The 14253-nt window shown below is 66.2% G+C and carries 16 protein-coding genes; 7 read left to right on the forward strand and 9 right to left on the reverse strand.

Annotated features, from left to right (window positions below; all coding sequences use genetic code 11):
* Nucleotides 1-28: 28 nt before the first annotated feature.
* The 4 genes from ROA7023_RS09900 to parE form a co-directional block, all read right to left on the reverse strand.
* Nucleotides 29-700 (reverse strand): hypothetical protein, encoded by a 672-nt coding sequence (locus ROA7023_RS09900; RefSeq protein WP_085878966.1) that lies wholly within the window; start codon nt 698-700, stop codon nt 29-31.
* Nucleotides 701-1068: 368 nt separating this feature from the next.
* On the reverse strand, nt 1069-1356 hold the full coding sequence (locus ROA7023_RS09905) for a putative quinol monooxygenase (protein ID WP_085878852.1): 288 nt from the start codon (nt 1354-1356) through the stop codon (nt 1069-1071).
* 455 nt (nt 1357-1811) lie between these two features.
* Nucleotides 1812-2300 (reverse strand): hypothetical protein, encoded by a 489-nt coding sequence (locus tag ROA7023_RS23785; protein WP_143535510.1) that lies wholly within the window; start codon nt 2298-2300, stop codon nt 1812-1814.
* The gene (parE, locus tag ROA7023_RS09910) at nt 2297-4255 is read right to left on the reverse strand and encodes a DNA topoisomerase IV subunit B (protein WP_085878853.1); all 1959 of its coding nucleotides are present in this window, start codon (nt 4253-4255) and stop codon (nt 2297-2299) included. Before parE ends, ROA7023_RS23785 begins: the two co-directional genes overlap by 4 nt.
* Before the next feature lie 233 nt (nt 4256-4488).
* Between parE and ROA7023_RS09915 the strand changes: the two genes are divergently transcribed.
* From ROA7023_RS09915 to ROA7023_RS09930, 4 genes are all read left to right on the forward strand, one after another.
* Nucleotides 4489-4803 carry a hypothetical protein gene (locus ROA7023_RS09915; RefSeq protein ID WP_085878854.1) on the forward strand — a complete coding sequence of 105 codons (315 nt, stop codon included), beginning with the start codon at nt 4489-4491 and terminating at the stop codon, nt 4801-4803.
* Nucleotides 4804-5025: 222 nt separating this feature from the next.
* Nucleotides 5026-5148, forward strand: coding sequence for a hypothetical protein (locus ROA7023_RS25480; RefSeq protein WP_268807987.1), 123 nt, complete (start codon nt 5026-5028; stop codon nt 5146-5148).
* Between the two features lie 156 nt (nt 5149-5304).
* Nucleotides 5305-6243 carry an isopenicillin N synthase family dioxygenase gene (locus ROA7023_RS09925; protein ID WP_085878856.1) on the forward strand — a complete coding sequence of 313 codons (939 nt, stop codon included), beginning with the start codon at nt 5305-5307 and terminating at the stop codon, nt 6241-6243.
* A gap of 209 nt (nt 6244-6452) precedes the next feature.
* Nucleotides 6453-7349, forward strand: coding sequence for an NAD-dependent epimerase/dehydratase family protein (locus tag ROA7023_RS09930; RefSeq protein ID WP_085878857.1), 897 nt, complete (start codon nt 6453-6455; stop codon nt 7347-7349).
* A gap of 45 nt (nt 7350-7394) precedes the next feature.
* On the opposite strand, the gene ROA7023_RS09935 is transcribed toward ROA7023_RS09930, so the two are convergent.
* Together ROA7023_RS09935 and ROA7023_RS09940 are read right to left on the reverse strand one after the other, a co-directional pair.
* Complete coding sequence (locus tag ROA7023_RS09935; RefSeq protein ID WP_085878858.1) at nt 7395-8639, reverse strand: lytic murein transglycosylase; 1245 nt, start codon at nt 8637-8639, stop codon at nt 7395-7397.
* Nucleotides 8640-8740: 101 nt separating this feature from the next.
* A complete protein-coding gene (locus ROA7023_RS09940) occupies nt 8741-9376 on the reverse strand; it encodes a TIGR02453 family protein (protein ID WP_085878859.1) in 636 nt (211 codons plus the stop codon).
* Between the two features lie 288 nt (nt 9377-9664).
* Between ROA7023_RS09940 and ROA7023_RS09945 the strand changes: the two genes are divergently transcribed.
* On the forward strand, nt 9665-11077 hold the full coding sequence (locus tag ROA7023_RS09945; protein WP_085878967.1) for an MATE family efflux transporter: 1413 nt from the start codon (nt 9665-9667) through the stop codon (nt 11075-11077).
* On the opposite strand, the gene ROA7023_RS09950 is transcribed toward ROA7023_RS09945, so the two are convergent.
* From ROA7023_RS09950 to ROA7023_RS09960, 3 genes are read right to left on the reverse strand one after another with little or no spacing between them, the layout of a single operon-like run.
* A complete protein-coding gene (locus ROA7023_RS09950) occupies nt 11074-11763 on the reverse strand; it encodes a fused DSP-PTPase phosphatase/NAD kinase-like protein (RefSeq protein ID WP_085878860.1) in 690 nt (229 codons plus the stop codon). The genes ROA7023_RS09945 and ROA7023_RS09950 overlap by 4 nt on opposite strands.
* Before the next feature lie 58 nt (nt 11764-11821).
* Complete coding sequence (locus tag ROA7023_RS09955; RefSeq protein ID WP_085878861.1) at nt 11822-12235, reverse strand: hypothetical protein; 414 nt, start codon at nt 12233-12235, stop codon at nt 11822-11824.
* Between the two features lie 29 nt (nt 12236-12264).
* Nucleotides 12265-13467, reverse strand: coding sequence for a pyridoxal phosphate-dependent aminotransferase (locus tag ROA7023_RS09960; protein WP_085878862.1), 1203 nt, complete (start codon nt 13465-13467; stop codon nt 12265-12267).
* Nucleotides 13468-13546: 79 nt separating this feature from the next.
* On the opposite strand from ROA7023_RS09960, the gene ROA7023_RS09965 reads away from it, so the two are divergent.
* A complete protein-coding gene (locus ROA7023_RS09965) occupies nt 13547-13945 on the forward strand; it encodes a helix-turn-helix domain-containing protein (protein ID WP_085878863.1) in 399 nt (132 codons plus the stop codon).
* A 38-nt stretch (nt 13946-13983) separates the two neighbouring features.
* Nucleotides 13984-14214 carry a succinate dehydrogenase assembly factor 2 gene (locus ROA7023_RS09970; RefSeq protein WP_085878968.1) on the forward strand — a complete coding sequence of 77 codons (231 nt, stop codon included), beginning with the start codon at nt 13984-13986 and terminating at the stop codon, nt 14212-14214.
* The last annotated feature ends 39 nt before the right edge of the window (nt 14215-14253 follow it).

Here is a 14253-nt window from a genome sequence, read left to right on the forward strand (position 1 = left end):
GCAGAGTTAGGTCCCGTGCGCGACCTGTCTAGTCGCAGATGCCTCCCAGATCGACGCCCGTATCGGGCAGCAGCACGTCGCGCGGCGGGCGCCAGTCGCCCAATGGCATCGCCTGGGCCAGCAGCGCCTTCAGCCGCTTGGTGCGGGCGCCCCGGGGGGCGACGGCGGCGCAGCAGACGTATTCCTCAACCAGCGAGGATTGCGCCTCGAAGCCGTAGTCCAGAAAACGGGGCAGGGCGTCGCTGTCGAACAGGTAGGGATCCTCGATCCGGTTGTGCTCGGCGGCGACGCGGCCGATGAAAAAGCCCGTGGTCTCGCGGTTCTGCCATTGCCAGACATGGGTCAGCTCATGGGCAAAGAACATGGCCGCCACCAGGTTCATCTGCTCGGGCCAGCGGCCGAGGTAATCGTCGAGATACCAGTCGGGGTTCGTGAGGATGTGATCCCAGAGGACCACGCCCGCCGTCGTCGCCTCGAAGGTGGGGCCCTCGGGGGCGGGCAGGATCCGCTCGCGGCAGGTGGTGGCCGGGCGCACCGGGTAGGTGAAGGTGAACGCCCCCACCGGCCCGACCGACAGGATCCGCACATCAGAGGCCGCCGTCTCGCCCACCAGCTGCGCCCCGAAGACCTGTTCGGCGGGCGTCAGCGGCCGGGCACAGGCGGTCAGCAACAGCGGAATGACAAACAGGGCAAGGCGCATGGCGCCTTGATAGCGGGCGGCAAGTGCAGGGAAAAGGCCATATTTGCGGGCGCGGGCATCTGCACCGGGCCGCATCGGCGCGGGGGCTGAACGTCACGCAGCGGGCGGTTGGTTCGGGCCGCGCGGCCGCGCGGACACGGCCCGCAGCGGGCATGGCAAGCGTGGTGGCAACGACGCGTGCGAATGGTTTCTGGAGGCAAACGGCAGACTGATTTCGTGGAACAGCGCGACAGACCTACGTGCAAGGCCAAAATTCCACACATGATGCGGCTCTCTCCGGGGATGCCCCTCAGACCCCCTGCGCGACCGGCGCGGGGGCGGCACTTGCCGGCGGATCTCCGGTGCGGGAAAAGGGGGCCGCGGCCGGGTCAGTCGACCCGGCTCATCTCGTGGACGACCATCTCGGCCACAAGCTCGTCCTTGAGGGCCCCGAAGGCGGCGATGTGGTCGGAGGCGGCATGGTCGCGCCAGAGCGGCCGCGTCTCCCATGTCTCGTAGAACAGGAAGTGGTCGGGGTCGCTGTTGTTGCGGTGCAGATCGTATTGCACGCAGCCATCCTCGGCGAGGGTGGGGGCGATGAGGCCCCTGAGCACCTCCTGCAGCGCGTCCCCCTTGCCGGGGTGGGCCTGGAACGAGGCGACGATGGTCAGGGACATGGGACGGCTCCGGGTGTTTGGGTTATGCCGACGCAAGTATGACCGATGCGGCGCGGGAGGGCAAAGGGGGCTGGGTGCGGTCGTGCCCGCGGGTGTGCCGGTAGAAGGTGGCGTAGGGTGCGAATCGATGGGGGAGCATTTCTTGATGCCAAAAATACTCTTCGAGACTCGCAAGGGTATTAGAAAGAAAAGAAACAGTATACTAGCGTTCTTAGTAGGACCTATCCAGTCCTGCCAGAAAACCACGGACCACCCATCAAGGATGGATTGTGACATCTTTCCAGCTCTATAGGCCATCCCCATAATGAACTGGGTCTCTTCTGAGAATATCCGCTTGCCGTTCTTGTCTTGCAATGGCGGGTTGGTCTGTTCCCAAGGAGGTGGTCGGCAATACGTGTCTTCTGAGAAAATTGAAGTACTCCCAAGGCACCACCACACCTTGTCAGAATTCTGGATCATCTTGGCGCTATTGGGCTGGGTTGGTGCGAACTGGCGGATTGTGCTTCCGCCGATGCCTTAAAATCAGAGACTTGACGGTCGAATATCGTCTGATCGATTGAAGTATTGAATAGGAGCGGCGCAAAGCCTACAAACATTAAGGCCTGTTCCAATACTATGCATTCATTGACTATATCTCCCACACTATTTTCCGTGTGGGCGATCGGTACTGAACAGTTCCTGCTGATAAAGCTATTTACTTCAACAGTGAAAGCTGAGAGAAGATCGCGCTGTGAAGCTTGGCGTTCAATTTTTTCCGATATCTTTGCCTCAACCTGATAAAGTGCAAACGCTGTGGCAGACAAACTGGCGCCTAAGATAATCCAAGCCAGGTCGACTCGAGCCCAGATCAAGTCTTGGTTTATTTCAGAAAACAGTCGATGGGACAATAAGATCCCAATGGTGAAACAAACAAGTGCCGAAAGCAAGAAAACAGAAAAACTCAAACATCCAACTCCTCCACGAACCGCGCGTTCTCCGAGATATACTGGAACCGCAGTTCCGGCTTCTTGCCCATCAGGCGCTCGACCAGGTCGCCGGTCTCTCCGGGTTCGTCCTCGTCTATGGTCACGCGGATCAGCTTGCGGGTGGCCGGGTCCATCGTGGTTTCCTTGAGGTCCTTGGCGTCCATCTCGCCCAGGCCCTTGAACCGCTGGACGTCGATCTTGCCCTTGCCGCCCAGACCCTTGGCCAGCCAGATGTCCTTTTCGCGGTCGTCGGAGACATACATACGCTTCGCCCCCTGCGTCAGCCGGTAGAGCGGCGGGCAGGCCAGATACAGGTGCCCGCCGTCGATCAGCGGCCGCATCTGGGTGAAGAAGAACGTCATCAGCAGCGAGGCGATATGGGCGCCGTCCACATCGGCATCGGTCATGATGATGATCTTGTCATAGCGCAGGTCGTCGAGGTTGAACCGCGTGCCAAGCCGGACGCCAAGCGCCTCGCAAAGGTCCGAGATCTCGGCATTCGTCGTCAGCTTGGACGAGGCCGCGCCCAGCACGTTCAGGATCTTGCCCTTGAGCGGCAGCAGCGCCTGGGTCTCGCGGAAGCGCGCCCCCTTGGCCGAGCCGCCCGCGCTGTCGCCCTCGACGATGAACAGCTCCGTGCCCTCGCGGGATTTCGCGGTGCAATCGGTCAGCTTGCCGGGTAGGCGCAGTTTCTTGGTGGCCGATTTGCGGGCGGTCTCCTTTTCCTGCCGGCGGCGCAGGCGTTCCTCGGCGCGCAGGACGAGGAAGTCGAGGATGGCGCCGGCGGATTTGGTGTCGGCGGCGAGCCAGTTGTCGAAATGGTCGCGCACGGCGTTTTCCACCAGGCGGGCGGCCTCGGTCGTGGCGAGGCGGTCCTTGGTCTGGCCCACGAACTCCGGCTCTCGGATGAAGCAGGACACCAGCGCGCAGCCCCCCGTGACCAGGTCGTCGCGGGTGATGTCCTTGGCCTTGCGGTTGTTGACCAACTCGCCGTAGGCGCGGATGCCCTTGAGGATCGCGGCCCAGAAGCCGGCCTCGTGGGTGCCGCCCTCGGGGGTGGGGACGGTGTTGCAATAGGACTGGATGAAGCCGTCGCGCGAGGGCGTCCAGTTGATCGCCCATTCGACCTTGCCCGGCACGGAGAACCGCGCCTGGAAGTCGACCGTGCCCGCGAAGGGCTTGTCGGCGTAGGTCGTGGCCGGGCCCAGCGTTTCGGCGAGGTAATCGGCGAGGCCGCCGGGGAAGTGGAACGTCGCCTCCTGCGGCATGTCGCCGTCGGGGATCGCGGATTTCCAGCGGATCTCGACCCCCGAGAAGAGGTAGGCCTTGGAGCGGACCATCTTCATCATCCGCGCGGGCTTGAACCGGTGGGCGCCGAAGATCTCTTCGTCCGCGTGGAAGGTGGTGGTGGTGCCGCGGCGGTTGGGGGCGGCGCCGATCTCGGCGATGGGCCCCAGCGGGATTCCCCGCGAGAAGCGCTGTTCGTAGAGTTTGCGGTCGCGGGCGACCTGCACGACCATGCTGTCGGACAGCGCGTTTACGACCGAGGCGCCGACCCCGTGCAGGCCGCCCGAGGTCTGGTAGGCCTTGCCCGAGAACTTGCCGCCCGCGTGCAGCGTGCAGAGGATGACCTCGAGCGCGGATTTCTCGGGGAATTTCGGGTGCGGGTCGATCGGGATGCCGCGGCCGTTGTCGCGGATCATGACCGAGTGATCCTCCAGCAGCTCGACCTCGATCCGTGTGGCATGGCCGGCGACGGCCTCGTCCATGGAATTGTCGAGAACCTCGGCCACCAGGTGGTGCAGGGCGCGTTCATCCGTGCCGCCGATATACATGCCGGGGCGTTTGCGGACCGGCTCCAGCCCTTCGAGCACCTCGATGGAGGAGGCGTCGTAGGCGGGGCCCGCGGCGTCGGAAAGAAGGTCTGTGGGCATGGCGCGTGCTGCTCGCTCTTCCTGGAAGGATTGGCAGATATAGTGTCAGGCCCGGCGGGGCGGGGCAACTGTGCCATGGCACTTGTCCACAGGGGGTTTGGGTTTGGAGGCCGCGCAGGATGGCGAGCCTCATGTGACTTACGTGACGTCAACAAAAACGTTGCCCGATGTCCGAACACATGCAAGCATTCTGTCCTTGCGGCCTCTTGCCGGCAGGCCTGAGGGGGGAAGACATGAAACAACGCATATTCGGGGCGGTCGCAGCCTTGGTTCTTGCCTGTGCCGCAGCGCCGGTATCGGCCGTGCCAGTCTACGACAATGGCGGGCCCAATCCTGACGGCGGATGGGGCCCTCTTTCGACCACCTATGAATTTGCGAACGATTTCACGCTGACGGCGGAGGCCTCGCTGACCTCGGCAACGTTCTATAATCTGAGGTTTTTCGGGGATGGGCTGACGAGCCTCACCTACAGAATCTATGCCTCGACCGGATCGGCTCCGACGACCGCCGCGGCCCTCGCAAGCGGCGCGGCCCGGAACATCGTGTAATCGAACATCGGGACGCTGCCCGGAGTCATCTCGGGCAGCACCCAGGTCGATTTCGTTTTTGCCACACCGTTTCTTGCGCAGGCCAATACGCAATATTGGCTGGGCTTGTCCGCGGCCCAGGGAACCGGCACCTTTTTCTGGACGACCGCCGATGCGGGGCCCTCGACCGGGTCGTTCGGTCATGCGCGAGATCCGTCCTCGACAGCGGCTATCTGGTCGTCCATGGGGACCGAGACGGCTTTCGCGCTCAACGGCGCCGCGATCGCGCTTCCGGGCGGCCTGCCGCTGGTCCTGAGCGGGCTTCTCGCGCTGGGTCTGATCGGGCGGCGGCATCGCATCGGCTGACATGGCCAGGCCGGACCGGCCGTGCTTCGGCATCGGCCGGGCGGTCCTGACGGAAAACCGGCGGCATCTTTCGCGTTGACCGGGCCGGCGCTGGTGTTGGCATCCAAATCCTGCTCTGGTTCGCGAAAGGGCCAAGGGGGCTCGGCGGAGGGTTTCATGAGCGTGGCGGTCATCGACCTGCAGGAATTCGAACAGGGCAGCGCAGCGGAGCGGGCGCGGGTCGCCGCGCAGGTCGACAGCGCCTGCCGCGAGACCGGGTTCCTGGTCATCTCCGGGCACGGCGTGCCCGAGGCCGATATCGCGGATATCAGGCAGGCCGTGGCAATGTTCTTTGCCGCGTCCGAAGACATCAAGCGCGATGTGCGGGCGGGGCCCGGCCAGCCCTATGGATGGCTGGGCATGGGCACCGAGGCGCTGGCGAAGTCGCGCGGTGAGCAGACGCCCCCAGACCTGAAGGAAAGCTTCAACGGCGGGCCGCTGACCCGGCCCGAGGGCGAAGGTGACCCGGACGCGCTGGCCTTCTGCTATGCGGTTACGCCCTATCCGCGGGTGCCGGGGTTTCGCGAGGCCTGGCAGGGCTATTATCGTCGGATGGAGCGGCTGGCGCAGCAGGTCATGGCGCTGTTCGCCGTGGCGCTGGGCCGGGATGCGGGGTTCTTCGAGCCCTACATCGACGCGCCCATCTCGGCCTTGCGGGCGCTGAATTATCCCGCCACGGACCGTCCCGCCGAGGTGGGCCAGCAGCGGGCGGGGGCGCATACCGATTATGGCTCGCTGACGATCCTTCTGCCCGATGCGGGCAGCCGCGGGCTCGAGATCCTGTCGCCGTCGGGGGAGTGGGTGCCGGTGGATGCTCCCGAGGGGGCGTTCGTCATCAACATCGGCGACCTGATGGAGCTGTGGACCGGTGGCGCGTGGCGGTCGACCTTGCACCGTGTGGTGGTGCCGGCGGAGCTCGCCGGAAGGCAGCGCGCTTCGCTGGCGTTCTTTCACCAGCCAAACTGGCACGCCGAGGTGCGGCCGCTGGAAGGCGATGGCGATGCGGTGACCTCGGGCCCCTATCTGATGGCGAAATTCGCCGCGGCGACGACCTGAGCCTGCGGAAACCGGGCAAAGGGGGGCTGTCTGCCCCCCTCTCGGCCCTGACGGGCCAATTCACCCCCCGAGGATATTTCGGACCAGAAGAAGGGGCCGGGTGGCGCGGGCTTTCGGCGGAGGGGCCGGGCCTTTGGCGGACCGATCCCCGACATTGAAGCGGCGGCGCAGGGTGCTACGATCCCGCTCGAAGAAAGAGGAGATCTGGTATGCGCATTTTCTTTACGGGCGGCAGTGGCAAGGCGGGGCGGCACGTGGTTCCCTACCTGCTGGAGCAGGGGCACCGGGTGACCAATGCGGACCTCGTGCCGCTGGATCATCCCGGGGTGAACAACCTTCGGGTCGATCTGACCGACGGGGCCCAGGTCTATTCCGCGCTGAACGCGCTGGCGGGCTTCGACGAGCTCGATCTGGACGCGGTTCCGGCCTATGACGCGATCGTGCATTTCGCGGCGATCCCGGCGATCCTGGTGCGGCCGGACCAGGAGATCTACCGGATCAACACGATCAGCACTTACAACGTCATGGAAGCGGCGGTGAAATACGGGATCCCGAAGGTAATCTTCGCCTCGTCCGAGACGACCTACGGCATCTGTTTCGCGCAAGGGGAGGCCAAGCCTCTCTATGTGCCCGTAGACGAGGCGCATCCGGTGGTGCCCCATGACAGCTATGCCATGTCCAAGGTGGCCAATGAGGTGACAGGGCGGTCCTTCCAGGCGCGATCGGGGGTCGACATCTACGGGCTGCGGATCAACAACGTGGTCGAACCGCATGAATATGCGCAGAATTTCCCGGATTATCTTGCGGACCCCGCGATCCGGCGGCGCAACATCTTCGCCTATATCGACGCCCGAGACCTCGGGCACATGGTGGATCGCTGCCTGCATGTGGACGGGCTGGGGTTCGAGGTCTTCAACGTGGCCAACCCGGACATGTCCGTCGCTGCCAAGACGGACGAGATCATCCGGGACTTCTACGCGGGCGTCGAGAAGAAGCGCGAGATGGGACCGGACGAGACCTTCTATTCCATCGAGAAGGCGCAGCGCCTGCTCGGCTACGCGCCCAAGCACAGCTGGCGGGATGTTCTGGACGATCCACGAGGGTAAGCGGTTGCATCCGGGCGCCAGATTATTCGCGAATAATCTGGTCGCTCATCGCAACCGCCGGAGCAGGTCGGCCGACGGCGTGCCTGTCACGGGCAGACCGTTGGCGGCCTGGTAGGCCTCGATCGCCCCGGTGGTATTGCCGCCGATCACACCGTCCGGCTCGCCGGCATCGAACCCCGCGCGGGTCAACCCCCGCTGCAACGCCTGACGGTCCTGCAGGCGCAGCCCGTTCGCATCGGGCGGAAATCCGCCGCGAACGGGGCCTCCACCAGCGATCCGGTCGCCCAGGTGCCCGACGCCGATCACGTAGTTCACGGCGTTGTTGTAGCGGCTGATGACCGTGAAGTTGCGGAACACCATGAACGCAGGCCCTCCGGGCTGAGGCACCAGGATCGAGGCAGCGCCGAAATCTCGCACCGGCGCACCCGCCATGTCGCGCACCCCCCGGGCTGTCCAGTCGGAGACCGGGCGGTCTTTTCCCCGGCCCGCGAGGCTGCTGTCGAAATCTGCCGGAAGCCGGACTTCTACCCCCCAGGGCGCCCCGCGCCGCCACCCGTTCCGCGACAGGTAATTCGCGGTTGAGGCGAGCGAATCCGTCGGATCCTCCGACCAGATGTCCCGCCGGCCGTCGCCCGTGAAATCGACCGCAAACCCCTCGTAGGAGGTCGGTATGAACTGCGTGTGGCCCATCGCGCCGGCCCAGCTGCCGGTCAGCGTCTCGGGCCTGGTGTCGCCGGATTGCAGGATCCGCAGCGCCGCCATCAGTTGATCCTCGAAGAAATCCCCGCGCCGGCCGTCATAGGCCAGGGTCGAGGTCGAGGACACGACCGGGATCGTCCCGCGCCGTGTGCCATAGCTGCTCTCCATCCCCCAGACCGCCGTCACCACGTGCCCGGGCACGCCGAACCGCTCCTCTATCGCCGAAAGGACCGGGCGCAGGCGGGCATACTGCGCCCGCCCGTTCGCCACCCGCTCGTCATTCGCGGCGATCTGCAGGTAATCCTCCAGCGTGCGGCGAAATTCCGTCTGGTTGCGGTCGCGCTCGATCACGCCCGGCAGATAGCCGGCCCCCGCGAAGGCGCGCTCAAGCACTGACGCGGACACCCCCCGCCCCGCCGCCCGCTCCCTGAAGGCGGCAACCCAGGCGTCCCAACCGGCATTCGGCTGGGGCAGCAGCGCCGGATCCACAACATCGCCCGCCGCCCCGGCAGCGAGCCGCGTCCGCCCGCCACAGGCCGACAGCGCCGACCCGGCCAGTCCCAGAAAGAAGGTTCGTCTGCTCAGTTTCATCACGCCAATGCCCCACCGTTTCCCCAAGGCATGGCGCTACCGCCCCCACCGGCGCAAGGAAATTTTCTGCGCGGCCCTGCGGACCGGCAAGTCCCTGCCTCTCAATGAAGCGCGATCAGCCGGCGCTGCAGGGGCAGAAGACCGGTGAACGCCGCGACCGCCTCCGCCTGCAGCGAAGCGCCTGCCAGCTCGCGCCAGACGGCGAAGCCCTTCTGACGCAGAAGGTCCGCGGCCGGATGGTCGCGATCGTAGGGCGCCGGCACCCGCTTCAACTCTGGCTCCCGCAGTGAGAATCCAGAGCGCTGCGCCGCCGCGACAAGGTCGAGCCACTCCCCTGGCGCATCATCCACCGCCGCCCGATAGAGAGGGAGCGTCTGGCCGTCGAACGCCATGATCCCGCCGCCGGCCGTCAGGTACTCCAGCCCGATGCCCAGGAAAAAGGCCGGCCCCGGCCCACCCGCCGCGGCCCGGACGGACCACATCATGTGCAGGTGCAGCGTGTAGGGAGTCTTGTCCTTCGAGAACCGCACATCCCTGTTGGGCCGGAACAGCTTCGTGGACACCGGCGCCCCCATGAACTTGCCGAGCGGGGCAGAAAGCCTCTCCAGAAGCCCCAGCGCCGGCGCCTTCAACTTGTCCTCAAAGGTCGCCTTGTGCTCGAGAAACCACGCGCGGCTGTTGTTGTCGGCAAGCTCCGAAAGAAACCGCCGCGCGTCCGTTACAAGCTGATCGGCCATGGCCGTCTCTCCGTCATCGCCCACTCATAGTCTGACCTCTGGGACAGAGAAGTCCATGCCCGGATCATGGCCCTGCGCCCCGCTTGATGACAGAACGCTGTCACCAACCCCTTCATCTTGGCAGGAATACTCCCGCCGGAGGCTCCTGTCCCCGCCCCCCCGCCGACGGGCCCGCAGGAGGGGCGCCACCTGACAGGGCACGACGGACGAGGCCCGGAACAGCGATCAATCCCCGACGGGGGCGCTCCCCACTGGACCCGTGCAAAGCTTCGTCGTATGCGCAGCAGCATGAGCCAGACCGATCGACCAGGCCGCTTCGGCCATCTCGGGCAGGGCCGGACGGGACACGTCCGGGCGCTGCTGGTGCTCGGCCTGCCACTGATCGGCTCGAATGTCGCGCAGAACGCGATCGGCTTCGTCGATGTGGTGATGCTCGGCTGGTACGATGTCACGGCGCTGGCCGCGGTCTCCATCGCGACGCCGGTGTTCTTCACCCTGTTCCTGCTCTGCGCGGGCTTCGCCTGGGCGGTGACGCCGTTGGTGGCCGAGGGGATAGAGGCCGACGACATCGTCGCGGTGCGCCGCGTCACCCGGATGGGGCTCTGGCTGTCGGTCGCGGCGGGGCTCGCGGTGATGCCGGTGTTCTGGTGGTCCGGACCGCTGCTGCGTGCGCTCGGGCAGACGGATAGTGTCGCCTCGCAGGCGCAGGCCTACCTGCGCATCGCCGGATGGGGCGTGATCCCCGCGCTCTTCGTGGTCACCCTGCGCTCTTTCCTCTCCGCGCTCGAGATAACGCGGATCATCCTGATCGTCACCGTCGCCTCGGCGATCCTGAACGCCGGCCTGAACTGGGTGCTGATCTTCGGCAACCTGGGCGCCCCCGAGCTGGGCCTGCAGGGCGCGGCCATCGCCTCGGTTTCGCTTCAGGTGGCGGCGTTCTTCGGCCTGGTGGCCTATACCCGGCGCCATTGCGCCGAGTTCGACCTCTTCACCCGGCTCTGGCGCTTCGACAGCCAGATCGCGGCACGGGTGTTTAGCCTCGGCCTGCCGATGGGGCTGACAACCGTCGCCGAGGCCGCGCTCTTCAGCTTCACCGCCATCATGATGGGCTGGATCAACGAGATCTGGCTCGCGGCGCACGGGGTGGCGCTGCAACTGGCCTCGATGGTGTTCATGGTCCACCTCGGCCTGTCGCAGGCCGCCACCGTCCGCGCCGGCCGCGCCTTCGGCCGCCGCGACGAGGCCGCTCTGCGGGCGGGCGGCAAGGCGGCGATGCTGCTGTCGGGGCTGGTGTCGGGCGCCACGGTCCTGCTGTTCCTCGGTGTGCCGGCGTTCCTGATGGAGCTTTTCGTGGACCCGGCCGACCCGGCGCGGGACGCGATCGTCGCGGCGGGCGTCACGCTGCTTGCCATCGCGGCGCTGTTCCAGGTCGTCGACGCGGCCCAGGTCATGACCATCGGCCTGCTGCGCGGGGTGCAGGATACCGCCGTGCCGCTGCTGATCGCCACGGTCAGCTATTACATGCTGGGCCTGCCCGCGGGCTATGTCTTCGGCTTCGTCTTCGGCCTGGGCGGTCCCGGGGTCTGGCTCGGCATGGTCGTGGGGCTGGGGGCCGCCGGCATCATGCTGTCGCTGCGCTTCTGGCTCTGGACCGGGCGGCTGGCCCCGCGCCCCGGCCTTTCGGCCCCCGGTCCCGGCTAGCCCCGCTTGCGGGGGCGGCGGGCTGCATGGGCCGCCTTGGCGGCTTCCTTGGTGTATTCCGTGCGGATCCAGGTATCGATCGCGATCGGCGCGCGGGCATTGCGCGCCTCGTAGAGATCGAGGATGTCATCCATGATCCCGGCGGCCGAGTTGCGCCAGTGCAGGTGCGTCCAGTGCAGCTGCCGGCGGGCCTCGTCCAGTCTCTGCCCCTCCTTCAGCATCATCCAGAGCACCGCCGCCAGCCCGGTCCGGTCGGCGCCCGACTTGCAATGCATCAGGAACGGCCGCTCGATGCTCTCGAAGGCATCGAGCAGCGCGACCAGCCGCTCGCGCACCGGGGCCTTGGTCGCGTTCAGCTTCACGTCCACCAGCTTCAGGCCAAGCTCCGCGCAATCCTCGCGCAGGAACAGGTAATGGGCAAAGACATCCTCGCCCCGCAGGTTCAGGATCGTGCGCACGCCCTTGCCGTCGCGCAGCGCCTTCAACCGGGCGCGGCTGGGCTGGTTCGAGCGCCAGACACCGGGGGCGATTTCCTTCTGGTTCGACCAGAGCCGACGCAGCTGGGCATGGTCGAGCCAGTTGTAATGCCAGCGCGACCGCCGCCGCTGCGCGGGGTCACTGATGTCGGTGCCGAAGCCGCGCCGCCATTTCTGTTCCGCGCGTTGCAAGGTCTTGAACAGGGTCATCCCGGGCACTTGGCGTTTGGCCGCCTGAAATGCAAGCCGCGCGGCGCGGGGCCGGGGGTCAGGTCTCGCCCCGGGCCTTCATCAGCCGGTCGGCCTTCTTGCGCACCAGGACACTGCGCAGGTCGTGCATCGCCAGAAGCAGCGCGTCGGTCACGTCCTCAAGCTGCTCGTCGGTCGCGCTCGACTGGATCCACTGGGTGGTGATGTTGAGGTAATCGACCGCCCTGTGGATGTCGTCAATGTCGCGCTTGGCCAGCAGGGCCGTGCGCGCGGCCATCCAGGCCTCGATCTCGGACAGATCGTCGGGGGTCAGGGTGCGGTCGCCGTGAGGTTTGATCTCGCCCTTCTTGACGTTGACCACCGCGATCTGGTCCATCTCGATCCGCCGCTGCCGGTTCTCGGTGTCTACCCGGAACACGAAAGCCCCGTTCTCGCGGACCCGGAAGTAATAATCCGGAAGCTCTGAGCCCATGTCTGCCCCTTTGCCCTGCCGTGGCCGCCTCAGCCGAGGCCCGCGCAGAACCGTCCGATCCGGGCGCAAGCGTCCTCCAGCATCTCGTCCGAGCAAGCGTAGCTGACCCGGAATGCGGGTGAAAGCCCGAAGGCCGCGCCGAAGACCACCGCGACCCCGCCCTCTTCCAGAAGCGCCATGGCGAAATCCTCATCCGTCGCGATCACCTTGCCGGCGGGCGTCCTGCGCCCGATCAGACCGGCGATGGAGGGATAGACATAGAACGCCCCCTCGGGCGTGGCGCAGTCGATCCCGTCCACCGCGTTCAACCGCGCGACGACCAGGTCCCGCCGCCGCCGGAACGCCGCCCGCCAGCCATCCAGAAAGTCCTGCGGCCCGTTCAACGCCTCGACCGCCGCCCATTGGCTGATCGAACAGGGGTTCGAGGTCGATTGCGACTGGATCTTGCGCATCGCGGCGATCAGCGGCTCGGGTCCCGCGGCGTAGCCGATGCGCCAGCCGGTCATCGCATAGGCCTTGCTGACGCCGTTGACGACCAGCGTCCGGTCCTTCAGCCGCGGTTCCACCTGCGCGGGCGTGGTGAAGCGGAAGCCGTCGTAGGTCAGATGCTCGTAGATGTCGTCGGACAGGATCCAGACATCGGGAAACTCCAGCAGGACATCCGTCAGCGCCCTGATCTCGGATTCGGAATAGGCCGCGCCCGTCGGGTTCGACGGAGAGTTGAACATCAGCCACTTGGTGCGGTCGGTGATCGCTGCGCGCAACTGCTGGGGTGTGATCTTGAAACCGGCCTCGGCCGGGGCCTCGACGATGACCGGCTCGGCGCCGGCAAGGCGCACCATGTCGGGGTAGGACACCCAGTAGGGGGCCGGGATCACCACCTCGTCGCCGGGATCGAGCGTCGCCATCAGCGCGTTATACAGCACCTGCTTGCCGCCGGTGCCCACGCTGATCTGCGAGACGGCATAATCGAGCTCGTTCTCGCGGCGGAACTTCTCGACGATCGCGCGTTTCAGCTCGGGGATGCCGTCGACCGCTGTGTAGCGCGTCTTGCCGGCCTCGATCGCCGCGACGCCCGCGGCGCGGACATGGGGCGGCGTGTCGAAATCGGGCTCTCCGGCCGCGAGGCCGATCACGTCGCGCCCCTCTGCCTGAAGCTCGAGCGCCCGGCCACTCATCGCCACCGTGGGCGATGGTTTGACGCGTGAGAGTGTCGCGGACAGATGGCGCATGGTCGGCTCCCGGTGGAAATGGATGCGCGGATGTCTTAGGCATGCATCGTTGCCGACACAAGCGACGAGGGAGAGCGAGATGACGACCGACAGCACGGACGGCTGGTACAGCGACGAAAGCGCAACCTTCGGCGACCGGCTCGCCGCCGCGCGCGAGGCTGCGGGCATGAACCAGAAGGACCTGGCCAAGCGGATCGGGGTCAAGACCTCGACCATGCGCAGCTGGGAGGACGACCTGGCCGAGCCGCGCGCGAACAAGCTGTCGATGCTGTCGGGGATGCTGGGGGTGTCGCTGCGCTGGCTGCTGACCGGGCAGGGCGACGGGGTCGAGCCGCCGGATCCCGCCGAGCTGCCCGAGGCGACCAGCGCGATCCTGGCCGAGATGCGGATCCTGCGCACCCAGGCCGACCGCATGGCCGAGCGGCTGGGGATCCTGGAAAAGCGCCTGCGCGAGACGCTGAAGGAGCCGATGTTGTGAGGGACGAGCCCCGCGAGACACGCCTCAAGCGGCTGCGCATGCGCTCCATGCGCCGGGGCATCAAGGAGATGGACCTGATCCTCGTGCGGTTCTGCGACGCGGAGCTGGAGGCGATGGATCCGGCTGCCCTCGACGCCTACGAGCGGCTGTTGGAAGAGAACGATCAGCAGATCTATGCCTGGATCACCCGAGTCGATCCCGTCCCCGAGACACACGCGGGCCTGATCGCGCGTATCCGCGCCGGGCTCGATGCAGATCCAATTCGCTGAAATCTCCGAAAATTCTATGCATGTTTGGGCCGGCGGAAC

This window comes from Roseisalinus antarcticus (assembly GCF_900172355.1).
GTDB lineage: Bacteria > Pseudomonadota > Alphaproteobacteria > Rhodobacterales > Rhodobacteraceae > Oceanicola > Oceanicola antarcticus_A.